Below are 23,665 nucleotides of genomic sequence, written 5' to 3'. Positions count from 1 at the left end.
GTCCTACAGGGGCGCGCGCCATCGGCGCATGGCTGGGTTGCAGCGTCTTTTGTATCGTGAAAACACATTGGCCCTGAATGACAACCCCAGGAGGTCGCCCATGCTGGTATTGCCCACAACGTCCCAACCACGCCGCTTGAACCCCTCGATGGCTTTGCGGCCCGCGACCCGCTGGTCTTCGGCCGCCATGGCCCTGTTGCTGGCGGCCTGCGTGCACAGCCCGCAGGCCGCGGTACCTAGCCCTGGCCTGCAAGGGGGGCCAACGCTGTGGGAGCCCACCGCGATAACGCCTTGCGACAGGGCGCCCACCGCACGGCCGGCGCTGGAGCGCATTGGCCGCGAGCTGCAATCCCAGGGCATGGCGCTGCAGGCCATCTGCAACACCGTCAGCGGTGGCTGGGTGGTGCAGGTGCAGGTGGTGGATGGCACCAAGGCCCACAAGGTGGTGCGCGGGCCGCTGGCCGATGGGCAGGCCGTGGACATGGGCACTCCGGCGGGCGCTGCGCGCTCGGAGGCGGCGGCGGGCGCCAGCGGTTTCTCCCCGGACGTGCTGCACAACCGCCAGTGGCTGAGGGCGCTCATGGCGCGCCACCAGTTCGACAACCTGCCGGATGCCTGGTGGCATTTCGCGCAGCGGGGTGTGCCGCCCGCACAGGCTGCAGACACCGATCTCGCCGCACGGTGAACCTGCACTCAGCGCGTTGAGACGCTGCGGTGCTTGCGCCACAGGGCCCGAGTGGGGGGCGAGGGAAGCGTCCAGTGGGCTGACTCAATGGAGCCCGACAGTCAGATAGATACGGTGTGTGCTCCATTTCAGTTGCTGAAATTTTGAGCAGGTACAATCCCGCCTCCTTTTTCAGCATCTGTTGCTGCCTCCCCCTCCCTATCCCCGCCCATGCAAATTGGCCACATTCCTTTGGCGAACCGGTTGTTCGTCGCCCCGATGGCGGGCGTCACGGACCGGCCGTTCCGCCAGCTGTGCAAGGCGCTGGGTGCGGGCTATGCGGTGAGCGAGATGGTGACCTCGCGCAAGGATTTGTGGAACAGCCTCAAGACCTCGCGCCGGGCCAACCATGAAGGGGAGCCGGGGCCCATTGCCGTGCAGATCGCCGGCACCGATGCGCCGATGATGGCCGAGGCTGCGGTCTACAACGTGGAACGCGGCGCGCAGATCATCGACATCAACATGGGTTGCCCGGCCAAGAAGGTCTGCAACAAATGGGCGGGCTCCGCCCTGATGCAGAACGAGGCGCTGGCGGTGGAGATCGCCGCTGCGGTGGTCGAGGCCTGCGCTCCCTTCAACGTGCCTGTCACGCTGAAGATGCGCACCGGCTGGTGCCAGGAGCACAAGAACGCCGTGGCATTGGCGCGGCAGTTTGAAAGCGTGGGCATCCAGATGCTCACCGTGCACGGCCGCACGCGCGAGCAGGGCTACAAGGGCCATGCCGAGTACGACACCATCGCCGCCGTCAAGGCGGCGGTGAAGGTGCCTGTGGTGGCCAACGGCGACATCACCTCGCCCGAAAAGGCGCGCGACGTGCTCGCCGTCACCGGAGCCGACGCGATCATGATCGGTCGCGCAGCCCAGGGCCGCCCGTGGATCTTCCGCGAGATCGGCCACTTTCTGGCCACGGGCGAACACCTGGCACCACCGCTGGTGGCCGAGGTGCGGCGCCTGCTGCTGGACCACCTGCAAGACCACTACAGCCTGTATGGCGAGCTGACCGGCGTGCGCAGTGCGCGCAAGCACATTGCCTGGTACCTGCGCGCGCTGCCGGGCGGCGAGGCCTTGCGGGCACATATCAATACGATCGAAGACTGCACCACGCAGTGGCAGGCCGTGGCCGACTACCTGGATGCCCTGGGCCAACAGATGGACCGGCTGCCTGCCGCCACCGACGTGGATGCCGACACAGAAGAACAAGAGGGATTGGTTGCATGAGCAAGAAACACATCGAAGAATGCGTGCGCGAAAGCCTGCAGGGCTACTTTCGCGACCTGGGCGGCGAGACGCCCGATGGCATGTACGACATGCTGGTGCGTGTGGTCGAAAGGCCGCTGCTGGAAGTCGTGATGCAGCAGGCCGACCACAACCAGTCGCGCGCCGCCGAATGGCTGGGCCTGAACCGCAACACCCTGCGCAAGAAGCTGGTCGAGCACAAGCTGCTCTGATGGACTGCGTCTAGTTGCTATTTATTTTGTAGCTATCAGCGCATGATGCACTAGCGCTATAGCCTGTTTTCATTCAAAACCTCCGCACCACCACCATGAACGCACTTCTCTCCGTCTCTGACAAGACCGGCATCGTCGAATTCGCGCAAGCGCTGCACGCGCTGGGCATCAAGCTGCTGTCCACCGGCGGCACGGCCAAGCTGCTGGCCGACAAGGGCCTGCCCGTGACCGAGGTGGCCGAAGTCACCCAGTTCCCCGAGATGCTGGACGGCCGCGTGAAGACGCTGCACCCCAAGGTGCACGGTGGCCTGCTGGCCCGCCGCGAGCTGCCCGAACACATGGCGGCATTGAAGGAGCACGGCATCGACACCATCGACCTGCTGGTGGTCAATCTCTACCCCTTTGAAGCCACCGTGGCCAAGGCCGGTTGCACGCTGGCCGACGCCATCGAGAACATCGACATTGGCGGCCCCGCCATGGTGCGCAGTGCCGCCAAGAACTGGAAGGACGTGGGCGTGATCACCTCGGCCGACCAGTACGAAGCCGTGCTGGCCGAGCTGAAGGCCGGTGGCAAGTTGAGCGACAAGCTGCGCTTTGCGCTGTCGGTGGCTGCGTTCAACCGCATCGCGCAGTACGACGGCGCCATCAGCGACTACCTCTCGTCCGTCATGTTCGAAGAAGAAAAACTGTCGGAAACTTACGTGCCCACGCGCACCCAGTTCCCCGGCCAGAGCAACGGCATCTTCACCAAGGTGCAGGACCTGCGCTACGGCGAAAACAGCCACCAGCAGGCCGCGCTGTACCGCGACCTGCACCCCGCCCCCGGCTCCCTGGTCACCGGCGTGCAGCTGCAGGGCAAGGAGCTCTCGTACAACAACATCGCCGATGCCGATGCCGCCTGGGAATGCGTGAAGAGCTTTGAGGCCGCCGCCTGCGTGATCGTCAAGCACGCCAACCCCTGCGGCGTGGCCGTGGGCCTGGACGCGCTGAGCGCCTACAGCAAGGCCTTCCAGACCGACCCCACCAGCGCCTTCGGCGGCATCATCGCCTTCAACCGCGTGGTGGACGGCCAAGCGGCGGCCCAGGTGAGCAAACAGTTTGTCGAGGTGCTGATGGCCCCCGACTTCACCGCCGAGGCGCTGGAGATCTTCAAGGCCAAAGCGAATGTGCGTCTGCTCAAGATCGCGCTGCCCGCACACGGTGGCAAGACCGACTGGGAACGCGGCCGTAACGCCATGGATGCCAAGCGCATTGGCTCGGGTCTGCTGCTGCAGACCGCTGACAACCACGAGCTGTCACTCATCGACCTCAAGGTCGTGACGAAGAAGCAGCCCACGCTGGAAGAAATGGAAGACCTGCTGTTTGCCTGGAAGGTCGCCAAGTACGTCAAGAGCAATGCCATCGTGTTCTGCAAGGGCGGCATGACCATGGGCGTGGGTGCGGGCCAGATGAGCCGTCTGGACTCGGCCCGCATCGCCAGCATCAAGGCAGGCCACGCAGGCCTGACCTTGCAAGGGACGGTTGTAGCGAGCGACGCCTTCTTCCCCTTCCGCGACGGCCTGGACGTGGTGGTTGATGCGGGCGCTACCTGCGTGATCCAGCCCGGTGGTTCGATGCGCGACAACGAAGTGATCGACGCCGCCAACGAGCGTGGCGTGGCCATGGTCTTCAGCGGTGTGCGCCACTTCCGCCACTGAGATGATGGGTATCGCGACGGGGCTCGCGGCGGTGCGCGCGCATGCACCGCGACGATGAGACCCCGCCACCCCGGCCCCGCTGGCTGGGGTGGGCCCTGATGGTGTTCATGGCACTGGTGGTGCTGGGCATGCTCAACCTGGGCTGGCGCATGCTGCAGCCGGGGCCGGGCGCTGCGAGTGCCGCTGAGGGCGCGTCGGGTGCAAACGGGCTAGGCAGCGCTGCATCACCGCCCTCCGCACCGGCCGGACTTCGCCTGGTGGAGGCATCCGATTGCCTGCGCTGCCATGGCATGGAGCGCTACTACGTAGGCCCGTCGTTCCAGCAGATAGCAGCGCGGTACCGCGACCGCGCCGACGCAGTCGATTACCTGGCCGGCAAGATCCGCAACGGGAGTGTGGGCGAGTGGGGCCGCACCTTGATGCCGCGCCACCCGCAAGTCACGGAAGCCCAGGCGCGCGAGATGGCGCAGTGGCTGGTGTCGCTGCCGGTGCCGTCCGCCGCGGCACAGGGCGCGTCGGCCGCAGAGCCCGCATCCGCCGCCCGCTGAACGGCGATGGCGATGGCGGCCGGGTCTGGAGGCCCGTTAGGGCTCAGGCCCCAAAGTTCATCGGCAGACCCACATAGTTTTCCGCCAGCGACACCGAGGCCGCACGGGAGTGCACCAGGTAGTCCAGCTCAGCCTCCTGGATCTTCTGGCCGAACTCGCCAGTTTCCGGAAAGCGGTGCATCAGCGAAGTGAACCACCAGGAGAAGCGCTCGGCACGCCACACGCGGCGCAGACAGCGGTCGGAGTAGGTGTCGATGCCAACGGCTGACTTTTCTTTGTAGAACTCGGTCAGCGCGGTCCACAGATAACCCACGTCGCTGGCGGCCAGGTTCAGGCCCTTGGCGCCCGTGGGTGGCACGATGTGGGCAGCATCACCGGCCAGGAACATGCGGCCAAAGCGCATGGGCTCGGCCACAAAGCTGCGCAGCGGGGCGATGCTCATCTCCAGAGCGGGGCCGGTCACCAGGTTGGCGCGGGCCTCGGGGTCCAGGCGGTTGCCCAGCTCGGTCCAGAACTGGTCGATGGTCCAGTTCTCGACCTTGTCAGTCGTAGGCACCTGCACGTAGTAGCGGCTGCGCGTGGCGCTGCGCATGCTGCACAGCGCAAACCCGCGTTCGGTGTTGGCATAGATGAGTTCGTGCGACACCGGTGGCACATCGGCCAGCACACCCAGCCAGCCAAAGGGGTACACGCGCTCATAGGTCTTGAGCAGGTCGGCCGGCGCGCTGGCGCGGCACACGCCGTGGTAGCCGTCGCAGCCCGCGATGAAGTCGCACGCCAGCTCGTGGGTCTGGCCGTCTTTTTCGTACGTCACGCGTGGGTGCTGGCCGTCAAAGTCGTGCACTTGCACGTTATGTGCGTCGTACACGGTGGTGAGGCCGGCCGCTGCGCGCGCATCCATCAGGTCGCGCGTGACTTCGGTCTGGCCGTACACCGTCACGCGGCTGCCGCCGGTCAGCTCGTGCAGATCGATGCGGTGGCGCTGGCCCTTGAACAGCAGCTCGATGCCGTCGTGGGGCAGGCCCTCGGCGTGGGCACGGGCGCTCACGCCCGCCTGGTCCAGCAGGTCCATGCAGACCTTCTCCAGCACCCCGGCGCGGATGCGGCCGAGCACGTAGTCGGGGCTGCGCTGCTCGATGATGACGGCGTCAACGCCGGACTTGTGAAGCAACTGACCGAGCAGCAGGCCGGCGGGGCCGGCACCAACGATGGCAACCTGGGTGCGCATGGGAAACCTCTGGGAATGGGGTGGGGAGATGGGGGATACCGAAAGCCAGTGGCCTTGAGCGTAGGTTGATCCAGATCAAAGCGATATCCGGCGCTGCCGATTGCGTGCGATCAGTCGATGCTTTGTGCGATGATCGCGCAGTCTCCGGGGTGATGCGGGTGGTCAGGCCCGGTGGTGAGTGCACCGAGTCGCTGCAGGGCCCCGGTAGCCCCGGCGTTAGAACCCCGCTCAATTCCCCGGTCCCCAACCCGTCACCCCCATGGCTTCCACTCCCATCGCCAAGGCAGACTTCATCGAAGGCATGGCCAAAGGCATGGCCGTGCTGGAGAGTTTCGACACCGAGCGCCAGCGCCTGAACGCCACGCTGGCGGCGCAGCGCACCGGCCTCACGCGGGCGGCGGCGCGGCGGCACCTGTTGACCCTGGCGCACCTGGGGTACCTGGAGACGGATGGCAGCTACTTCTGGCTGGCGCCCAAGGTGCTTCGGTTTTCGGGCAGCTACCTTGCGTCTGCCCGGCTGCCGCGCGTGCTGCAACCCACGCTGAACCGGCTGGCAGCCCAGACCCAGCAGTCATTCTCGGCGGTGGTGCTGGATGGGGATGAGGTGGTGATCGTGGCGCGCAGCGGCGTGTATGGCGCGCCGTCGCGGGTGCTTGCCTATGGCTTGCACCTGGGCGCGCGGCTGCCGGCCCACCCTACGTCCACCGGCCGCGTGTTGCTGGCGGCGCTGCCCCCGGCGGAGTTGACCGCCTGGCTCAAGAACCGGCCCTTGCACCGCCTCACGCCCCAAACCATTACGCAGGTAGGCCCGCTGCGGCAGGTGATCACCAAGGTGCGGCGGGACGACTATTGCCTGGCCGTGGAGGAGCATGAGCTGGGCGTGCACGCGCTGGCTGTGCCGCTGCGCAACCTGCAGGGCCATACGGTGGCGGCGCTCAACGTGGTGGCGTCGCCCAAGCAGATGGACGAGGGCAGCCTGCAGCGCGACATGCTGCCGCTGCTGCAGGAGGCCGCCCGCGAACTGCGCGGACTCCTGTGACTGTCCGCCACAAGCCTCGCCGCCATGAAAAATGGCCCTTGTGAGGGCCATTCGGTGCCAAATTGGCAGGAAGCGCTAGTGCAATATGCGCTGCTAGCTATTATTTTGAGAGCGTCTTGAACACTTCACGCGCAGCAGCCACGGTGGCTGCCACGTCGTCGGCGGTGTGGGCGGCGCTCACGAAGCCCGCTTCATACAAAGCCGGTGCAATGTAGATGCCCCGGTCCAGCAGACCGTGGAACAGCTGGTTGAAGCGCGCGCTGTCGGTTTGGAGCACCTGGGCATAGTTCTGGGGCAGCTCGGGCAGCAGGAAAAAGCCGAACATGCCGCCCTCGCAGTCACCGCAGAACGGCACGCCTTCCGCCGTGGCAGCGGCTTGCAGGCCATCGACCAGCGAGCGGGTGCGGGCCGACAGCGCATCGAAGAAGCCGGGCTTTTGGATCTCGCGCAGCGTGGCCAGGCCACAGGCCGTGGCCACCGGGTTGCCCGACAGCGTGCCCGCCTGGTACACGCCGCCCAGCGGTGCGAGGTGTTCCATGATGGCGCGCGGGCCACCAAAGGCCGCCAGCGGCATGCCACCGCCGATCACCTTGCCCAGCACGGTGATGTCGGGTTGGAAGCCGGGGATGCTCTTGGCGTACACGCTTTGCGCGCTGCCCAGGGCCACGCGGAAACCGGTCATCACTTCATCCAGCACCAGCAGCGCACCGTATTCGGTGCACAGCTCACGGCAGCGCTGCATGAACGGCACGCTCGCGCGCACCAGGTTCATGTTGCCCGCGATGGGCTCGATCATCACGCAGGCCAGTTCCTTGCCGTGCAGTGCAAAGGCTTCTTCGAGCTGGGCGACGTTGTTGTATTCGAGCACCAGGGTGTGCTGCACCACTTCAGGCGGCACGCCCGCGCTGGTGGCATTGCCAAACGTGGCCAGGCCCGAGCCGGCCTTGACCAGCAGCGAGTCGGCATGGCCGTGGTAGCAGCCTTCGAACTTGATGAACTTGCTGCGGCCCGTGGCGCCACGGGCCAGGCGGATGGCGCTCATGCCCGCTTCGGTGCCCGAGCTGACCAGACGAATCATCTCCATGGACGGCACCAGGCTCAGGATCTCCTCGGCCAGCTCGACTTCGCGCTCGGTGGGGGCGCCAAAGCTGAAGCCTTCGAGCGCCGCCTTCTGCACCGCGTCGAGCACGGCGGGGTGGCCGTGGCCGAGGATCATCGGGCCCCAGGAGCCGATGTAATCAATGAAGCGCTGGTCGTTCGCATCCCAGAAGTAGGCGCCTTGCGCGCGCTTGACGAAGCGGGGTGTGCCTCCGACCGCCTTGAAGGCCCGCACGGGCGAATTCACGCCTCCGGGGATCAGCGCCTTGGCGCGTTCGAACAGGGGAATATTGAGATCAGTGCTTGGTGTCATGGGGTGGCATCACAAAACCCTCCAGGGCCTGTGTTTCATCAATCGTGGTTTCTTCTTCGTCGCCGTCGGTCTCGTCGTCCTCAGGCTGTGCCCAGAACATGCGGTCGGGCACGATGTGCCCCATGCCGGGGCGAAAGCCTGCGTCCAGGCAGCGGTCGAGGTAACCCAGCGCTTCGCTGGTGGCTTCGCCCAAGTCGTTGCCGCTGGCCACCAGGGCAGTGAGTGCGGCCGAGAGCGTATCGCCCGCGCCCGAGAAGGTGGCGTCAAACAGCTCGAACTTGCCACTGCCCAGCACGGTCTGCGGCGAGGCCAGCACGTTCTCGACGAACTGCTCGGGCAAGGGGATGCCAGTGACCAATGTGTAGGGCACGCCCATCTCGGACGCTGCGCGGGCAATGTCCCGGGCGGTGGGGCTGCGCTCGCCCGTCCAGTCCGGCAGCAGCCAGCGCCACAGGGTGCTGTGGTTTCCAACCAACACCGAGGTCTGGGGCAGCAGCAGCTCGCGAAAGGCGTCGAGGTACTCGTCGATCAGCTCGTCACGCCACCAGGACAGGTTGGGCATGTAGGCGATCACGGGGACTTCGTCATAGTCGGTCGTGATCTCGGCAATGGTGCTGATGTTCTCGGGGCTGCCCACAAAGCCGACTTTGATGGCCTGTACGGGCAGGTCTTCCAGCACGGCCCGCGCCTGCTCGGACACAGCCTCGTCGTCGAAGCTGAAGTGGTCAAAAATCTGAGCGGTGTCGCGGGCATAGGCCCCGGTGACCACAGCGATCGGATGCCCGCCGACCGAGGCGATGGTGGTGATGTCGGCGGTCAGTCCGCCGGCTCCGCTGGGGTCGCTGGCATTGAACACCAGCACACAGGCCGGGCTCGCTTCCTCCGCGTCATCGTCGTCAATATCTGGGATTTCTGGGGGGGGAGGGGAGGCTTTAATGGTCATGGACCAGATCCTGCTGGAGGGGTGGCACGGAAGCTGCAGGCCGCGGAGATCACTAGATACAATCGTTGCATTCTATGTGAAGGCCCTTTAAGCTGTGACCGACTTTAAAACTTGGATGTGTTTGATTTGCGGCTGGATTTATGACGAGGCTGAGGGGTCTCCCGAACACGGCATTCCACCCAACACCCCCTGGGATCAGGTCCCGATGAACTGGACCTGCCCAGAATGTGGTGCCCGCAAGGAAGATTTCGAGATGGTCCAGATCTGAGGCGCTCCAGCACCAATCGCTGCTGCGTTGTTTATTTTCTCCATCGGGAGCAGTGACAATTGACTACAACAGGCGCATCTTTCAAAGTGCTCGTGGTGGATGACAGCAACACCATCCGTCGAAGCGCCGAGATTTTTCTCAAGCAGGGGGGGCACGAAGTCTTGTTGGCCGACGACGGCTTTGATGCTTTGGCCAAAGTCAACGATTACCAGCCTCAGCTGATTTTCTGCGACATCCTCATGCCCAAGCTCGACGGGTACCAGACCTGCGCCATCATCAAGCGCAACGCCCGTTTCGCAGATACCCCGGTGGTGATGCTGTCCTCCAAGGACGGCGTGTTCGACAAGGCGCGTGGGCGCATGGTCGGCTGCCAGGAATATCTCACCAAGCCGTTTACCAAAGACCAGCTGTTGCAGGCAGTGCAGCAGTTTGGCAATTCCCAACAAGGAGCCATGTAATGCCCATTCAGAAAGTATTGGTCGTCGACGACTCGAAGACCGAGTTGATGTTTTTGACGGACCTGCTTCAGAAAAAAGGCATGCAAGTCCGTACCGCAGAAAATGCCGAAGAGGCGTTTCGCCGTCTGGCCGAAGAAAAGCCTGACCTCATCCTGATGGATGTGGTGATGCCGGGCCAAAACGGGTTTCAGCTCACGCGTGCCATTACCCGTGACCCCCTTTACGCTGATGTGCCCATCATCATGTGCACCAGCAAGAACCAGGAAACCGACCGTGTCTGGGGCATGCGCCAGGGTGCGCGCGGCTACATCACCAAGCCGGTGGATCCCGCAGAGCTGCAGGCCAAAATTGACGCTCTGAACTGAGGCAGCGGCGCGCTCATGGCAAACCGCGAAGCCCTACGGGAGCTCCAGACCCGACTTGCCAGCCGTTTGCAGGCTGCAAGGTCCGAAGGTACGTCTGTGTCCTCCTGGCTGGCTGTAGAGTCCGCCGGGAATTTCTATTTGCTGCCCCTGGGGCAGTCCGGGGAGATCTTCCCCTGGGTATCGGTGCAGGCGGTGCCTTACACCCAGAGCTGGTTTCTGGGGGTGGCCAACCTGCGCGGCGGCCTGGTGGGGGTGGTGGATCTGGCCGGGTTGCTGGGGTCCACCGCAGCACGCACCGAGCAAGCCCTGTCCGAGGCCAGCCTGCTGGCATTCAATGCGGCGCTTGACGTGAACGCTGCCTTGCTGGTGGACCGCCTCGCCGGTCTGCGCGGCACGGATGCGTTTGTGTCGTCCGAGCCGCCCGCCGAGGATTCACCCAGCTTCTTCGGCACCACCTATATCGATTCCAGTGGCACACGCTGGCAGGAGCTGAACTTGCAGATCCTGTCCCAACATCCCGCTTTCCTGAGCATCAGTGCTTGAGTTTTTCTGTAAGGCTGCACCATGTCCGTCGTCAATCAATTTGGAAAACTGTTCAACCGGAAACCCGCCACGCCTGACACCGGCGCAGCCGCCGGCGCGACCGACGATGGGCAGGATCTCCTGGCCACGGGGGCGCTGGATGGCTCGCAACTGCGCGACTCCTACCAGGCCGAAGCCATGAACAGCGTCCAGGGCGATCCCGACGGCTACACGCCCGAGTTGACCGCGCCCGAGGCCGAAGAAGACCTCATCAGCCTGCCCCTGCTGGGCCGCTCGACCGCTGCCGGCCATCAGCGCCGACTGCTGGCCTTGCTGGCCGTGGGTGTGGTGGTGCTGGCGCTGATCGCCGGTTGGGTGCTGCAGCAGGCCGACCGTTCCGCACAGCAATTGGCCGCTACCGGTCAGTCGCTGATGCAGTCGCAACGTCTTGCCAAGTCGGTGTCGCAGGCACTGGTGGGTAGCCCACAGGCCTTCCCGGACGTGGTGGAAAGCTCTGGCGTGCTGGCGCGCAACGTGCGCGCCCTGAATGCCGGTGACAACGAGTTGGGTGTGCAGTCGCTGGGTGAGCCCTTCAAGCCCGATCTGGACGCCGTCAACCCCCTGATGGAGCGCGCTGAGCGCAACGCCAGTGTGGTGATGGGTCAGCAGAAGATCCTGACGCAGGTGGGCGACGCTCTGCGCACCATCAACCGCCAGTCGTCCGACCTGCTGGAAATCGCTGAAACGGTCTCCTCGCTCAAGCTGCAACAAAATGCGCCCGCTGCCGAAATCTCCGCCGCAGGCCAGCTGGTGATGTTGACCCAGCGTATCGGCAAGTCTGCCAACGAGTTCCAGACCATGGAAGGCGTGAGCCCTGAGGCCGTGTTCCTGTTGGGCAAGGACTTGAACTCCTTCAAGGAAATCGCGCAGGGCCTGCTGGAAGGCAGCCCTGAGTTGCGCCTGTCGGCCACCAAGGACGCGCAGACCCGCGAACAACTGGAAGCGCTGATCAAGCTGTACGAACAGACCCGGACCCAGGCCAGCGCGATTCTGGGCAACCTGCAAGGTCTGGTGTCTGCCCGCGAAGCACAGTCCGCCATCATTGCCGACAGCGAGCCACTGCGCCGCCAGCTGGAAGGTCTGCAGAGCAAGCTGTCCGCCCAGACCGGTCTGGGCGCCGGCCAGTTCGCCGCTCTGGCGCTGGCAGGCTTGTTCGTGCTGCTGTGCGGTATCGGCATTTCGCGCGTCCAGCTGCTGGACAGCCGTGGTCGTCAGGCAGCTGCTGAAAACCAGCAACGCGACGCCAAGCGCCAGGAGCAGGAAGCCAAGCGCGTCAACGACGCCAACCAGGCCGCCATTTTGCGTTTGATGAACGAACTGCAGTCGGTCGCTGAAGGTGACCTGACGCAAGAAGCCACCGTGACGGAAGACATCACTGGCGCCATTGCCGACTCGGTGAACTACACGGTGGAAGAGCTGCGCCAACTGGTGGGCAGCGTGCAGAACACGGCGACCCGCGTGGCGCAGACGACTGCCCAGGTGGACAACACCTCGACCGAACTGCTGGCGGCATCGACCGAGCAGCTGCGTGAAATTCGCGAAACCGGCCGCTCCGTTCTGGACATGGCGACTCGCATTAACGAGGTGTCTACACAAGCGCAAGAGTCCGCCACGGTGGCCCGTCAGTCGCTGCAAGCCGCGGACTCGGGTCTGCAGGCCGTGCAGAACGCTATCGGCGGTATGAACTCCATCCGTGACCAGATCCAGGACACCTCCAAGCGGATCAAGCGCCTGGGTGAATCGTCGCAGGAGATCGGTGAAATCACCGAGCTGATTTCTGACATTACCGAACAGACGAACGTGCTGGCTCTGAACGCTGCCATCCAGGCTGCATCCGCCGGTGAAGCCGGTCGCGGCTTCTCGGTGGTGGCGGAAGAAGTGCAGCGTCTGGCTGAACGTTCGGCCGATGCGACGCGCCAGATTTCTGCCCTGGTGAAAGCCATTCAGACCGATACCCAGGATGCCGTGGCTGCTATGGAGCGCTCCACGCAGGGTGTGGTGGAAGGGGCACGCCTGTCCGACAGCGCTGGTACTGCGCTGACCGAGATTGACCGCGTGTCGCGCCGGTTGGCCGAACTGATTGAGCAGATTTCGTCTTCGACTTCCCGGGAAGCTGTTCTGGCCAACGAAGTGGCCGACAACATCCAGCACATTTTTGCGGTGACCGAGCAGACGGGTGAAGGTACCCGCACCACAGCGCAACAGGTGCGCGAGCTCTCGCACATGGCCGAGGAACTGCGCCAATCGGTGGCACGTTTCAAGATCGCCTGACGCAGCAGTTAGTCATCAACCAGCTGGCTCATTGCAGCCGGGGACGAATCCATGTCATCTATTGATGTCAACAATGCACCGGCCGCCGACGGGACCCAGGGAGATCAGGACCTGGGTCCTTTGGCTTGGGTGCTTGACGAGCTGCGCAAATCGCTGGACGGTGCTGTCAAGGCGATGCGGCGCTTTGTGCGTGATGCAGAGGTAGCACGCGAGTCCGATCTGGCGGCGCTGGACGCTGGCCCCCTGCGCATTGCGCGCCAGCAACTGCACCAAGCCTGTGGTGCGCTGGAAATGGTGGGCATGGGCCCTCCGGCGCTGGTGTTGCGGTCCATGGAATCGGCGGTGCAGAAGTTTGTTCAGCGCCCCGAAACCTGCAGCGATGACGCTGCCGCCGTGATTGAGCGCGCCAGTTTTGCGCTGATCGAATACCTGGAAACCGTGCTGGCGGGCAAAGCCGTATCGCCCGTGGCCCTGTTTCCGCAGTACCGCGATGCCCAGGCATTGGCAGGCGCTGATCGCGTTCATCCCGCTGACCTCTGGCCGGTGGAGCGCCGTTTCCGTGAACCCGAAGGTGCGGTGTCGCGCCCGCCTCTGCCTTACGGTCCCGAGGCGCGGGCGCGGCTGGATGCAGCTGTGCTGCGCATCGTCAAGTCGGGGGACCTGAAGGCCGCCCTGAGCCTGCGCGACACCTGCCTGGGCTTTGTGGCCGCACAAACAGATCGGCAGGCGCGTGCGTTCTGGAAAATTTGCGCGGGTTTCTTCGATGCGTTTGGCTCGGGCCTTTTGCCGCCAGATGTGTACGTCAAGCGCGTGGCATCCCGTGTGCTCATGCAGTACGCCACGTTGGCCAAGGGCGATCCGACGATCGCCGACCGGCTGGTGCAGGACCTGCTGTTCTTCTGCTCGCAGGCCAAGGTGGCCGATCTGGCAGAGGACGCAGCGCCCTCATTGCGTGCTGTCCGTCAGGCCTTTGCGCTGGACCGCTTCAAGCCGGTGGACTACGAGACTGCCCGCTTCGGACGTTTTGACCCGGCGGTGTTGACGCAGGCGCGCAAGCGCATTGCCTCGGCCACGGAAACCTGGTCTGCCCTGGCGGGTGGGGACCGCAACAAACTCAAGCCAGCGGCAGACCAGTTCAGCCTGGTGTGCGATTCGCTGCGCAAGCTCCATCCGGGCAGTGAGAACCTGGCGCAGGCGCTGACGCGTGCCCTGGATTCAACCACCCGGTCGGGCGAGCCCCCGTCGCCCGCATTGGCGATGGAAGTGGCTACCTCCGTGCTGTACCTGCAGGCAGCTTTTGAAGAGTTGGACACGGCAGACGAACAGATGGAAGCCCGCGCCAGCCGTCTTGCAGAGCGTCTGGATGCGGTCACGGCGGGTGCCGAACCCGAACCCCTTGAACAATGGATGGAAGAGCTGTACCGCCGGGTCAGCGACAACCAGACCATGGGCAGCGTGGTCGATGAGCTCCGGGTGACCCTGGGCGAGGCCGAAAAGGCCATGGACCAGTTTTTCCGCAACCCGAAGGACACTGGTGTGCTGGCGACCGTGCCAGGGCATCTTGCGCAGATGCGCGGCGTGCTGTCAGTGCTGGGGCTGGATCAGGCATCACTGGCGGTGGTCCGCATGCGCGACACGGTGGAGCGCCTGCTGATCAACGAGGTGCCCGAAGAAGAACGCCAAAGCGCGTTTGAAAAGCTGGGCAACAGCCTGGGTGCATTGGGTTTCCTGATCGACATGCTGAGCTACCAGCGCACCATGGCGCGCAAGCTCTTTGTGTACGACGAAGAACTGGGCGAACTGCGCATCCTCATGGGTAAAACCCGTGCGCGCGCCTCTGATGCTGTGGAAGAAGCGCCTGCCAAGCTGGAAGAGCGTTCTGCCACCTTGGTGCCAGACGTGATTCCCCGCTTTCCGGTGCAGGAGCCTGTCAGCGAGCCTACGGACTTTGCGCCGTTCCCTGATTTTGAGTCGGCCCCCGCCGCCGATGCCAGCGTGGCGGCAGAGCCCGCAGGCCTGGCACCGGACATCTCCTTTGACGTTCCCGCCGTTGCCGCGCCCGTACCGCTGGAAGCAGCCGCTCCGGCGGCTGCGGCTGCGCCTGCTCCAGCGCCCGATGTCGAAGATGAACTGCTCGACGTGTTCCTCGAAGAGGCACGCGAAGTGGTGGTCAACGGCTTGGCTGCTATTGAGCAGCTACGGGTTGAACCTGGTGACCTGAGCGAGCAGACCACACTGCGCCGTGCGTTCCATACGCTCAAGGGCAGCTCGCGCATGGTGGGGCTGAACGACTTTGGCGAAGCAGCCTGGTCGATGGAGCAGGTGCTCAACGTCTGGCTGGCCGAACAAAAGCCCATGCAGCCGAGCTTGTTGCAGTTGTCCACCGACGCGCTGCATGCTTTCAGCAGCTGGGCAGACGACATCGCCGCAGGCCGCGTGACAGGCTGGGACCCTGAGTCCTTCCGCCGGTCGGCAGACGCCATGCGCCTGGATGGCACGCTGGTACCGCTGGCGATGCCATCGGGTGGCGGTATTGCGCCCGAACCTACAGCACCACAGGCCGCGCCGGAGCTTGCCGAGGCCGTGGCAGAGCCGGTGGATGCCCTCTCCGCCGATGTGCTCAGCGAAGAACTGACGGTGCCGGATTTCCAGGCCACCGAGATCTCCGAACATGTGCCCGAACAGCCCGTCGAGAGCGCCAACGGTGCCCCGGAAGTGGCCGAGGAGATCGACTTCTCGGTGTTCACTGCTGCACTGAACGAGTCTGCCCACGAACCTGCACCTATGGTCGATCCGTCCAGCGTGGACTTTGTCCTCGACTTGGAGCTGCCTGACCTGGAACCTGTGTCTGCGGAAGCGCCTGTGCCTGCAGTGGATCACGCAGAAGCTGTCGATGCGCCGCTGCAAGCGCCCGCAGGCGCCCTGGGCGACGAACTATTGCTGCCAGAAGACCTGGTGCTCGATGCCGCCGAACCGCAAAACGTGGTGGATACAGAGGCCCCCATTCCTTCGGATGGGTTGGAAGCCCTGGACGTGGCTGAGCTGGAGAAGCTGCTGGAGGCCGAGTCGGCCGAGGCTGCCGAACTGCTTGCACCTGCCCCCGAGGACGTGGCTGTGGCCGGTTCCGAAGCGTTGCCAGACGACCTGATCGCTGAAGTGGAGCCCGCGCAAGAAGTGGCGCATCTGCTCGATGCCCTGCCGCAGGAAGAAGGCGGCAGCGACGATGCGGTGAAGGTCATCGACACGCTGCGCATCGGTATCCCGCTGTACAACGTGTACCTGAATGAGGCCGATGAATGGTCTCGTCGCTTGGTGACCTGTTTGCAGGAATGGGCGCTGGAGCTGCATGAGCCACTGCCTGACACGGCCGTGGCCCTGTCGCACTCGCTCGCCGGCAGTTCGGCCACGGTGGGCTTCACCGCGCTGTCCGAAATGGCCCGCGTGCTGGAGCACACGCTGCAGCACGTGCAGCTGCAGTCGGGTGGCACCGAAGAGCAAGCGGCAGCGTTCATGGCTGCAGCGGAAGACATCCGTCGCCTGTTGCACCAGTTTGCTGCCGGGTTCCTCAAAGAGCCCAGCCCGGAAGTGCTGGCCCAGCTGCGCCAGATTCTGGAAACCGAGGTGGTCAGCACCCAGTCTCCACCCGAGGAAGATGCGCAGGCCTACCTCGATGCCGCAGAGCAGGAAGCGTCCGAAGTTGCTGCGGCCGAGTTGGCACCTGAGCCGGTGGCGGAGGTACCCGTGGTGGCTGCAGAGCCTGAGGCTTTTGCACCGGCTGTGCCTGCCCCCGTGGTGGGCCATGTGGCGCCCGCGCTGTCTGCAGTCATCCACGACCACGACCAGCACATTGACGATGCCATTGCGCACGCCATTGCCTCGATCCCGGACGCGGACGACGACATCGATGCGATCGACGTCATCGACCCCGACCTGTTCCCCATCTTCGAGGAAGAGGCGGCCGAGTTGCTGCCCCAGCTCGGTGGTGCGTTGCGCCAATGGGCGTCGCGCCCCGACAACCTCAGCGCCCGCAGCGAAGTATTGCGAGCCCTGCACACGCTCAAGGGCAGTTCGCGATTGGCCGGGGCGATGCGCCTGGGCGAAATGGCCCACCGGCTGGAATCTGCGATCGAGCAGCTGGACGCAGAAACCGTCACGGCCGACCTGATCGAGCCATTGCAAGGCAGTTTCGATGGACTGCAAGCCAACTTCGAGGCGCTGCGTGCCATTGGTCAGAGTCCTTCCGACACGGTGGTTACTCTGCCGGTCGAAGCCACCCCCGCCTTGCGTGCCAATGTGGCGGATGCGGCCGAAGCCTCCGTCCCCTCGGCGGCAGCATCTTCTGCCAAGCCTCTGGCGATAACGGCTCCGGCCGTGCGCCTGCCCGGACCGTCCCAGCTGGCGCCCCTGCGGGTGGCAGCCAACCAGTCGGTGCGCGTGCGTGCACAGCTGCTGGACCGCCTGGTCAATCAGGCGGGCGAGGTGATGATCAGCCGTTCGCGCCTGGACGCGCGCCTGGGCCAGTTCCGTAGCTCACTCACCGATCTGTCGGGCAATCTGGACCGCTTGCGTCAGCAATTGCGCGACATCGAGGTGCAGGCCGAATCCCAGATGCAGTCGCGTCTGGCGCTGTCCAAGGACTCTGCTGCGGGCTTCGATCCGCTGGAGTTCGACCGCTTCACACGGGTGCAGGAGTTGACCCGCATGATGGCCGAGTCGGTCAACGACGTGGCCACGGTGCAGCGCAATCTGCAACGTGCCATGGAAGGCGCTGAAGACGACTTGATTGCCCAAGGCCGCCAGGCGCGTGAGCTGCAACGGGATCTGCTGCGCACACGTATGGTGGAGTTCGAGGGGATTGCCGAGCGCTTGTACGCGGTGGTGCGTCAGGCCTCCAAGGAAACCGGCAAGCAGATCAAGCTGGACATCACCGGCGGCTCCATCGAAATGGACCGTGGCGTGCTGGACCGCATGACGCCCGCCTTCGAACATTTGTTGCGCAATTGCGTGGCCCACGGCATTGAAGAGCCTGAAGTGCGCACGGCGGCCGGCAAGCCGTCGTCGGGCACCATCACGGTGGATCTGCACCACGAAGGCAATGACGTATCGGTCGAGTTCCGCGATGACGGAGCGGGTCTGAACCTGCCGCGCATTCGCGAAAAGGCCGTGTCTCAGGGCATCGTGGAGCCCGGCGTGGAGCTGAGCGATGCGGATGCGGCCAACCTGATCTTCATGCCAGGCTTCTCGACGGCCTCCGAAGTGACTGGTCTGGCAGGGCGGGGCATCGGCATGGACGTGGTGCGTGCTGAGATCAATGCGCTGGGCGGCCGCATCGAAACCTCCACCGAGGCGGGCAAGGGTGCGGCATTCCGCATGGTGCTGCCGTTGACCACCGCAGTGACGCAGGTGGTGATGCTGCGCTCGGGTGATTTGGCGATCGGCGTTCCGGCCAACGTGGTCGAGATTGTCCGCCGCACCTCGGCCCCTGACTTGGCAGAGGCTTACCGTACCGGCGTGTTTGACGACGGCATGGAGAAGATCCCGTTCTTCTGGTCGGGAGCCCTGCTGCAGTCGTCCAGCCGCAGCACCGAGCCGGCGGGCAAGACCCGCCCGGTGGTGATCTTCCGAAGCGCTGCCCAGCGTGTTGCGATGCACGTGGACGAAGTGCTTGGCAACCAGGAAGTGGTGGTGAAGAACCTGGGGCCGCAGTTGTCCCGTCTGCCGGGTCTGGCGGGCATGTCCGTGCTGGCATCGGGTGCCGTAGTGCTGATCTACAACCCGGTGGCCTTGGCCACGGTGTATGGCGACCAGGTGCGTGCGGCCAGTGCCGACATGGCACCAGCGCCCGACGCCCCCGCCGCAGGCGGCACGGGTAAGGCCGTCGTGTCTCAGCAGTTGTCGGGACCGAGTCAGGTGCCGCTGGTGCTGGTGGTGGATGATTCCATCACCGTGCGCCGCGTGACGCAGCGTCTGCTGCAGCGCGAAGGCTACCGTGTGGCCCTGGCGGCCGATGGCCTGCAGGCGCTGGAGCGTCTGCAGGAGGAGCGCCCGACGGTGGTTCTGTCCGACATCGAAATGCCGCGCATGGACGGCTTCGATCTGGCGCGCAACATCCGGGCAGACGGTGCCTTGCGTGATCTGCCCATCATCATGATCACCTCGCGGATTGCTGAAAAGCACCGCGAGCACGCGATGGAGTTGGGTGTGAACCATTACCTGGGCAAGCCCTATTCGGACGAAGAGCTGCTGAGCCTGATCCAGCACTACGCGCGCATCGCTGCGGCGGCCGAGGCCTGACACCATGCTGGCCCACTCCCGACCCTGCGAGTCAGCCTGGGTCGGGAGTGCTCTCTTGTTGCCTTGCCTTGTGGTGTCCTGTGCATGGACAGGGCGGACCCAGTCACCGTGATGGACCCGCTGGCACCATCCCCTTCCCCTGACCCCCGGCTGCTGGCTTGCCTGGCCCTGGTGGCGCGCGAGCGCGCTTCGGACCTGTTTCTGATGGCAGGTGCTGCGCCCACCATCAAGCGGCAGGGCGCCTTCATCCCCATTGCGCAGCAAGTCCTGTCAGCCGACGACGTGCGGCAAATGGCCTATTCCGTCCTGCGGGAGGCCCAGCGCAAGGAGTTCGAGACCACGATGGAGTGCGACCTCTCGCTGCAGACCGCTGACGGGGAGCGCTTTCGCGTGAACGTGCACATGCAGCGAGGGCAGGTCGGCATGGTGATCCGCCATGTGATAGCGCGGATCCCGACGCTGGAAGAACTGGGGTTGCCGCCCGTCCTCCAGCGGCTGGCGTTTCTCAAAGGGGGGCTGGTCTTGACGGTGGGCTCCGCAGGTTCGGGCAAGACCACCACGCTGGCCGCATTGCTGGACCATCGCAACACGCACACTGGCGGGCACATCCTCACGGTAGAAGACCCCATCGAATACCTGCACAGCCACAAAAAATCCCTGGTAACGCAGCGCGAGGTGGGTCTCGACACCCTGTCGTATGACGAGGCGCTGCGCCGTGCCATGCGCGAGGCGCCCAACGTGATCATGATCGGCGAGATCCGCGACCGGGCCACCATGCAGCACGCGCTGCACTACGCAGAGTCCGGCCATCTGTGTGTGTCCACCCTGCACGCCAACAATGCCAACCAGGCGGTGCAGCGCATCGTGAATTTTTTCCCCGAGGACGCGCACCGCCAACTGCTCATGGACCTGTCCCTTAACCTGCGGGCGGTGGTGGCGCAACGCCTGGTGCCGGGCCTTGCAGGCCACTTGGTGCCCGCCACCGAGATCATGCTGCTCACGCCCTATGTGGCCGAGCTGATCCAAAAGGGGCAGATCGACGAACTCAAGACCGCCATCACCCGCAGTGGCGAGCAGGGCATGTGGAGTTTTGATCAGTCACTGCTGGGCATGGTGGAGGCGGGCACGATATCGCCCGAAGAAGCCATCGCCAACGCCGACAACCGCACCGATGTGCGCCTGCGACTGCGGCTGGCCGCCGGTGCCTCGCTGGGCGGTGAGGGCATGCAGATGGCGCCGGAGGAGCCCCCGCCGGATGACCCGCCGCCCACGGCGCATCGCTAGCCCTCGGCGACCTGCTTGAGTCTGTGGGTCCGTGTGTTGTCACCCTGCAGCTGTCTTCACCACGGCATACCGCTCCAACGTGCGTTGTCGTGCGGCATCGTGCTCCACCACGGGTAAGGGATAGGTGTCTCCCAGGCGCACGCCCGCTTGCTGCAACTCCAGCGGGCGCGCCAGCCAGGGGGCGTGGAGTGCCTTGGTGGGGAGCGCTGCGAGCTGGGGTAGGTAACGGCGGATGAACTTGCCCTCCGGGTCGAACTTCTCGCTCTGGCTCACCGGGTTGAAGATGCGGAAATAGGGCTGGGCATCACACCCGCTGGAGCTGGCCCACTGCCAGCCACCGTTGTTGGCGGCCAGGTCGAAGTCATTGAGGTGCGTGGCAAAGTAGGCCTCGCCGCGGCGCCAGTCGATGCCCAGGTCTTTCACCAGAAAGCTTGCCACCACCATGCGCAGGCGGTTGTGCATGTAGCCTGTCTGGTTGATCTGCGCCATGGCGGCATCCACCAGCGGGTAGCCGGTGCGGCCCTCGCACCAGGCGGCAAACAGGGCGTCGGCCCCGGGGCCGGTCTCCCAGGCGATGGCATCGTAGGCCGGTTTGAAGCTCTGGCCCACCACATGCCGGTGGTGGTGCAGGATCTGGAAGTAGAAGTCCCGCCAGATCAGTTCGCTGAGCCAGGTCGTGGCGCCCGGGTTGCCCTCCAGCATCAGGCGGTGCGCCGTGCGTGCCAGCAAGCGCGGCGAGATGGTGCCAAAACGCAGGTGCACGCTCAGGTAGCTGGGCCCTTTCACCGCTGGAAAGTTGCGCGTGTCCTCATACCGCTCGATGCGGCCGAGAAAATCGTCGAATAACTGCTGTGCGCCCTGGGCGCCGGTGGGCAGGCGCAGCTGGGACAGCGCTGTGGGCTCAAACCCGAGGTCCTGCAAGGTGGGTACCGGCTGGCAATAGGCTTCCGGTCGCGCGGCCAGATGGTGGGCGTGTCGCTCCACCGGATAGCTCTTGAGCTGGAACACATCGATCTTCTTGAGCCATGCATTCTTGTACGGCGTGAACACGCTGTACGGGTTGCCGGTCTGCGTCAGCACTTCGCTGCGCTCGAGCAGGGTATGGTCCTTGAACGTGTGGAAGGCCTTGCCTGCAGCCGCCAGGCGCGTGCGCACCAGGCGGTCGCGGTCCAGCGCCTGGGGTTCGTCATCGTGGTTCGCAAAGACCGCCTGCACGTCCAGGGCGTTGGCCACTGCCGGAATGGCATCGCTGGCCACCGCGTGCCACACGATGAGGCCTCCCCTTTCATGCCCCGAAAGTGCGCGCAGGGTTTCATCTAGCTCTACCAGCGACTCCCGGATGAACTCCACCCGCCGGTCGGCGCGGGGCAGGGCATCGAGGATGTCCTTGTCGAAGACAAAAGCGCAGAACACCTGCTCGCAGCGCGTCAGCGCGTGGTACAGGGCCGCCTGGTCGTGGGCGCGTAGGTCGCGGCGGAACCAGACCAGGCCACGGGAGTAAGTGGGCTCGGGGGAGGGGGGCATGTTCACCGTTAAAATTGCGGGATGTCTTTCGATTCTGCGCCCATCAACCTGACGCATCACTTCCTGATCGCGATGCCCGGCCTGGAAGATGAGTCTTTTGCGCGCAGCGTCGTCTATCTGTGCGAGCACAGCGAACGCGGTGCGCTCGGCCTCATCATCAACAAGCCCACCGATATCACCCTCAAGGGCCTGTTTGACAAGGTGGACCTGTCGCTGCGCCGCGAGGACCTCACCAAAGAGCCCGTTTTTCAGGGCGGCCCGGTGCAGACCGAGCGCGGATTTGTGCTGCACGAACCCATGCTCATGGACAAGGGGGAAACCGACGAGTCGGCCTACGCCTCCACCATGACCATCCCCGGTGGCCTGGAGATGACCACCTCCAAGGACGTGCTCGAAGCCCTTTCCACTGGCGCAGGTCCCCGCCGCGTGCTCATCACGCTGGGGTATTCGTCCTGGGGCGAGGGTCAGTTGGAGTCTGAGCTTGCCGAGAACGCCTGGCTCACGGTGGCCGCCGATCTGTCGGTGATCTTCGACACGCCCGTGCCCGAGCGGTACGACCGGGCCCTGTCGCTTCTGGGCTTGCAGGCCTGGATGCTGTCGCCGGAGGCGGGGCACGCATGACTGGTGCGCCCGCTCAGTCCATCCAGCCGCCAGCCGTTCCTGCGCATTTCCAGACCTTTCTTGCTTTTGACTTTGGGCTCAAGCGCACGGGCGTGGCCTCGGGCAACCGCATGCTCAAGAGCGCCACACCCCAGCGCACCATCCAGGCCGAGGGCGACGCCCGTTTTGCCCAAGTGGCCGAGCGCATCAAGGAATGGCAGCCCGATGCGCTGGTGATCGGCGTGCCCTACCACCCCGACGGTGCGGCCCACGAAAACACCGCGCGTGCTCTCAAGTTCGGGCGCCAGTTGCGCGGGCGCTTTGGCTTGCAGGTGTTCGAGGTGGACGAGCGCTACAGCACCACCGAAGCCATTGCAGGTGGTGCCAAGGATGCCGACGCGGCCTCGGCCTGCATCATCCTGGAACAGTTTTTGAGGAATCTCCCATGACCACCCCATCCCCCGGAACGTCCGGCAGCCTGGTGCTTGATGCCGAGGCGCTGTACCGCGAACTGCTGCGCGGCGTGCGCAGCATGTTGACCCCCACCACGCGCCTGGCGGGCATCGCCTCCGGCGGCGCCTGGCTGGCCGAGCGCCTGCAAAAAGACCTGGGCCTGGAAGGCCCGGCCGGTGTGTTGTCATCGGTGATGCACCGCGACGACTTCGCCCAGCGTGGCCTGTCGGCCAGTGCGCAGACCGCGCTGCCGTTTGACGTGAACGGCGCCGACGTGCTGGTGCTGGACGACGTGCTCTACACCGGCCGCACCATCCGCGCCGTGCTCAACGAGCTCTTCGACTATGGTCGCCCCGCCAGCGTGCGCCTTGCTGTGCTGGTGGACCGTGGCGGGCGCGAGCTGCCCGTGCAGGCCGACTTTGCCGCTGCGCGCGTGGCTCTGCCTGCCGCCCAGTCGCTTGCCCTGGCGCGAGGCGACAGCGGTACCTTCCAATTCCAAGTCCAAGACAAAGACTAAAGAGGCCTGAC

Annotated in this window: 20 protein-coding genes; 16 read left to right on the top strand and 4 right to left on the bottom strand. The window is 64.9% G+C overall.

Translation table 11 applies throughout. The features are described from left to right. Positions 1–100 precede the first annotated feature (100 nt). The 5 genes from ASC83_RS19015 (at position 101) to ASC83_RS18995 (ending at position 4,417) form a co-directional block, all read left to right on the top strand. The gene (locus ASC83_RS19015; protein ID WP_056066261.1) at positions 101–685 is read left to right on the top strand and encodes a M15 family metallopeptidase; all 585 of its coding nucleotides are present in this window, start codon (positions 101–103) and stop codon (positions 683–685) included. Positions 686–895: 210 nt separating this feature from the next. Continuing rightward, complete coding sequence (gene dusB / locus ASC83_RS19010; RefSeq protein WP_056066258.1) at positions 896–1,942, top strand: tRNA dihydrouridine synthase DusB; 1,047 nt, start codon at positions 896–898, stop codon at positions 1,940–1,942. Continuing rightward, positions 1,939–2,172: a Fis family transcriptional regulator gene (locus ASC83_RS19005; RefSeq protein ID WP_056066255.1), complete on the top strand. Its 234-nt coding sequence runs from the start codon at positions 1,939–1,941 to the stop codon at positions 2,170–2,172. The genes dusB and ASC83_RS19005 overlap by 4 nt, the downstream gene beginning before the upstream one ends. A gap of 95 nt (positions 2,173–2,267) precedes the next feature. Further along, entirely contained in the window at positions 2,268–3,869 is a 1,602-nt protein-coding gene (gene purH, locus ASC83_RS19000; RefSeq protein WP_056066252.1) for a bifunctional phosphoribosylaminoimidazolecarboxamide formyltransferase/IMP cyclohydrolase, read from the top strand. Between the two features lie 41 nt (positions 3,870–3,910). Then, positions 3,911–4,417: a c-type cytochrome gene (locus tag ASC83_RS18995; protein WP_056066249.1), complete on the top strand. Its 507-nt coding sequence runs from the start codon at positions 3,911–3,913 to the stop codon at positions 4,415–4,417. A 43-nt stretch (positions 4,418–4,460) separates the two neighbouring features. Here the strand turns inward: ASC83_RS18995 and pobA are convergent, their stop codons facing one another. Beyond that, positions 4,461–5,645: a 4-hydroxybenzoate 3-monooxygenase gene (gene pobA / locus ASC83_RS18990; protein WP_056066244.1), complete on the bottom strand. Its 1,185-nt coding sequence runs from the start codon at positions 5,643–5,645 to the stop codon at positions 4,461–4,463. Positions 5,646–5,904: 259 nt separating this feature from the next. Between pobA and ASC83_RS18985 the strand changes: the two genes are divergently transcribed. Continuing rightward, complete coding sequence (locus tag ASC83_RS18985) at positions 5,905–6,684, top strand: IclR family transcriptional regulator C-terminal domain-containing protein (protein ID WP_056066242.1); 780 nt, start codon at positions 5,905–5,907, stop codon at positions 6,682–6,684. A gap of 100 nt (positions 6,685–6,784) precedes the next feature. Here ASC83_RS18985 and hemL read toward each other — a convergent pair whose 3' ends face one another. After that, positions 6,785–8,095, bottom strand: a complete 1,311-nt coding sequence (hemL, locus tag ASC83_RS18980) for a glutamate-1-semialdehyde 2,1-aminomutase (RefSeq protein ID WP_056066239.1) — start codon at positions 8,093–8,095, stop codon at positions 6,785–6,787. Further along, the gene (locus ASC83_RS18975) at positions 8,079–9,038 is read right to left on the bottom strand and encodes a bifunctional hydroxymethylpyrimidine kinase/phosphomethylpyrimidine kinase (RefSeq protein WP_056066236.1); all 960 of its coding nucleotides are present in this window, start codon (positions 9,036–9,038) and stop codon (positions 8,079–8,081) included. The genes hemL and ASC83_RS18975 overlap by 17 nt, the downstream gene beginning before the upstream one ends. A gap of 115 nt (positions 9,039–9,153) precedes the next feature. Here ASC83_RS18975 and ASC83_RS23685 point away from each other — a divergent pair, with 115 nt between their 5' ends. From ASC83_RS23685 to ASC83_RS18945, 7 genes are all read left to right on the top strand, one after another. Continuing rightward, a complete protein-coding gene (locus ASC83_RS23685; protein WP_165836572.1) occupies positions 9,154–9,306 on the top strand; it encodes a rubredoxin in 153 nt (50 codons plus the stop codon). A gap of 59 nt (positions 9,307–9,365) precedes the next feature. Continuing rightward, positions 9,366–9,764: a PleD family two-component system response regulator gene (locus tag ASC83_RS18970; protein WP_005796099.1), complete on the top strand. Its 399-nt coding sequence runs from the start codon at positions 9,366–9,368 to the stop codon at positions 9,762–9,764. Then, positions 9,764–10,129, top strand: coding sequence for a PleD family two-component system response regulator (locus tag ASC83_RS18965; protein WP_005796104.1), 366 nt, complete (start codon positions 9,764–9,766; stop codon positions 10,127–10,129). Before ASC83_RS18970 ends, ASC83_RS18965 begins: the two co-directional genes overlap by 1 nt. A 15-nt stretch (positions 10,130–10,144) precedes the next feature. Next, positions 10,145–10,672: a chemotaxis protein CheW gene (locus ASC83_RS18960; RefSeq protein ID WP_056066233.1), complete on the top strand. Its 528-nt coding sequence runs from the start codon at positions 10,145–10,147 to the stop codon at positions 10,670–10,672. Between the two features lie 21 nt (positions 10,673–10,693). Further along, positions 10,694–12,982 (top strand): methyl-accepting chemotaxis protein, encoded by a 2,289-nt coding sequence (locus ASC83_RS18955; protein ID WP_056066230.1) that lies wholly within the window; start codon positions 10,694–10,696, stop codon positions 12,980–12,982. Positions 12,983–13,033: 51 nt separating this feature from the next. After that, positions 13,034–19,276: an Hpt domain-containing protein gene (locus ASC83_RS18950; RefSeq protein ID WP_056066227.1), complete on the top strand. Its 6,243-nt coding sequence runs from the start codon at positions 13,034–13,036 to the stop codon at positions 19,274–19,276. 111 nt (positions 19,277–19,387) lie between these two features. Then, complete coding sequence (locus tag ASC83_RS18945; protein WP_056066225.1) at positions 19,388–20,560, top strand: PilT/PilU family type 4a pilus ATPase; 1,173 nt, start codon at positions 19,388–19,390, stop codon at positions 20,558–20,560. A 39-nt stretch (positions 20,561–20,599) separates the two neighbouring features. Here ASC83_RS18945 and ASC83_RS18940 read toward each other — a convergent pair whose 3' ends face one another. Beyond that, positions 20,600–22,084, bottom strand: coding sequence for a deoxyribodipyrimidine photo-lyase (locus ASC83_RS18940; protein ID WP_056066222.1), 1,485 nt, complete (start codon positions 22,082–22,084; stop codon positions 20,600–20,602). Between the two features lie 21 nt (positions 22,085–22,105). On the opposite strand from ASC83_RS18940, the gene ASC83_RS18935 reads away from it, so the two are divergent. The 3 genes from ASC83_RS18935 to pyrR are packed head-to-tail and all read left to right on the top strand — an operon-like array spanning position 22,106 to position 23,654. Further along, entirely contained in the window at positions 22,106–22,705 is a 600-nt protein-coding gene (locus tag ASC83_RS18935) for a YqgE/AlgH family protein (protein WP_015015583.1), read from the top strand. Then, complete coding sequence (gene ruvX, locus ASC83_RS18930) at positions 22,702–23,133, top strand: Holliday junction resolvase RuvX (protein WP_015015582.1); 432 nt, start codon at positions 22,702–22,704, stop codon at positions 23,131–23,133. The genes ASC83_RS18935 and ruvX overlap by 4 nt, the downstream gene beginning before the upstream one ends. Further along, on the top strand, positions 23,130–23,654 hold the full coding sequence (gene pyrR / locus ASC83_RS18925; protein ID WP_056066220.1) for a bifunctional pyr operon transcriptional regulator/uracil phosphoribosyltransferase PyrR: 525 nt from the start codon (positions 23,130–23,132) through the stop codon (positions 23,652–23,654). Before ruvX ends, pyrR begins: the two co-directional genes overlap by 4 nt. Positions 23,655–23,665 lie beyond the last annotated feature (11 nt).

Source organism: Acidovorax sp. Root402, from assembly GCF_001425125.1.
Classification (GTDB): domain Bacteria; phylum Pseudomonadota; class Gammaproteobacteria; order Burkholderiales; family Burkholderiaceae_C; genus Acidovorax; species Acidovorax delafieldii.
The sequence above is the reverse complement of the archived record's forward strand: the minus strand, read 5'-3'. Positions and strand labels throughout refer to the sequence as shown.

Bases quoted from the DNA above. Each gene is read 5' to 3' on its own strand.
- dusB (WP_056066258.1), top strand. From the start codon at position 896: ATGCAAATTGGCCACATTCCTTTGGCGAACCGGTTGTTCGTCGCCCCG.
- ASC83_RS18945 (WP_056066225.1), top strand. From the start codon at position 19,388: ATGGACCCGCTGGCACCATCCCCTTCCCCTGACCCCCGGCTGCTGGCT.
- purH (WP_056066252.1), top strand. From the start codon at position 2,268: ATGAACGCACTTCTCTCCGTCTCTGACAAGACCGGCATCGTCGAATTC.
- ASC83_RS18965 (WP_005796104.1), top strand. From the start codon at position 9,764: ATGCCCATTCAGAAAGTATTGGTCGTCGACGACTCGAAGACCGAGTTG.
- ASC83_RS18940 (WP_056066222.1), bottom strand. From the start codon at position 22,084: ATGCCCCCCTCCCCCGAGCCCACTTACTCCCGTGGCCTGGTCTGGTTC.
- ASC83_RS18960 (WP_056066233.1), top strand. From the start codon at position 10,145: ATGGCAAACCGCGAAGCCCTACGGGAGCTCCAGACCCGACTTGCCAGC.
- ASC83_RS19005 (WP_056066255.1), top strand. From the start codon at position 1,939: ATGAGCAAGAAACACATCGAAGAATGCGTGCGCGAAAGCCTGCAGGGC.
- ASC83_RS18955 (WP_056066230.1), top strand. From the start codon at position 10,694: ATGTCCGTCGTCAATCAATTTGGAAAACTGTTCAACCGGAAACCCGCC.
- ASC83_RS18995 (WP_056066249.1), top strand. From the start codon at position 3,911: ATGCACCGCGACGATGAGACCCCGCCACCCCGGCCCCGCTGGCTGGGG.
- ASC83_RS18950 (WP_056066227.1), top strand. From the start codon at position 13,034: ATGTCATCTATTGATGTCAACAATGCACCGGCCGCCGACGGGACCCAG.
- ASC83_RS18935 (WP_015015583.1), top strand. From the start codon at position 22,106: ATGTCTTTCGATTCTGCGCCCATCAACCTGACGCATCACTTCCTGATC.
- ASC83_RS23685 (WP_165836572.1), top strand. From the start codon at position 9,154: ATGTGTTTGATTTGCGGCTGGATTTATGACGAGGCTGAGGGGTCTCCC.
- ASC83_RS18975 (WP_056066236.1), bottom strand. From the start codon at position 9,038: ATGACCATTAAAGCCTCCCCTCCCCCCCCAGAAATCCCAGATATTGAC.
- pyrR (WP_056066220.1), top strand. From the start codon at position 23,130: ATGACCACCCCATCCCCCGGAACGTCCGGCAGCCTGGTGCTTGATGCC.
- ruvX (WP_015015582.1), top strand. From the start codon at position 22,702: ATGACTGGTGCGCCCGCTCAGTCCATCCAGCCGCCAGCCGTTCCTGCG.
- hemL (WP_056066239.1), bottom strand. From the start codon at position 8,095: ATGACACCAAGCACTGATCTCAATATTCCCCTGTTCGAACGCGCCAAG.
- ASC83_RS18985 (WP_056066242.1), top strand. From the start codon at position 5,905: ATGGCTTCCACTCCCATCGCCAAGGCAGACTTCATCGAAGGCATGGCC.
- ASC83_RS19015 (WP_056066261.1), top strand. From the start codon at position 101: ATGCTGGTATTGCCCACAACGTCCCAACCACGCCGCTTGAACCCCTCG.
- pobA (WP_056066244.1), bottom strand. From the start codon at position 5,645: ATGCGCACCCAGGTTGCCATCGTTGGTGCCGGCCCCGCCGGCCTGCTG.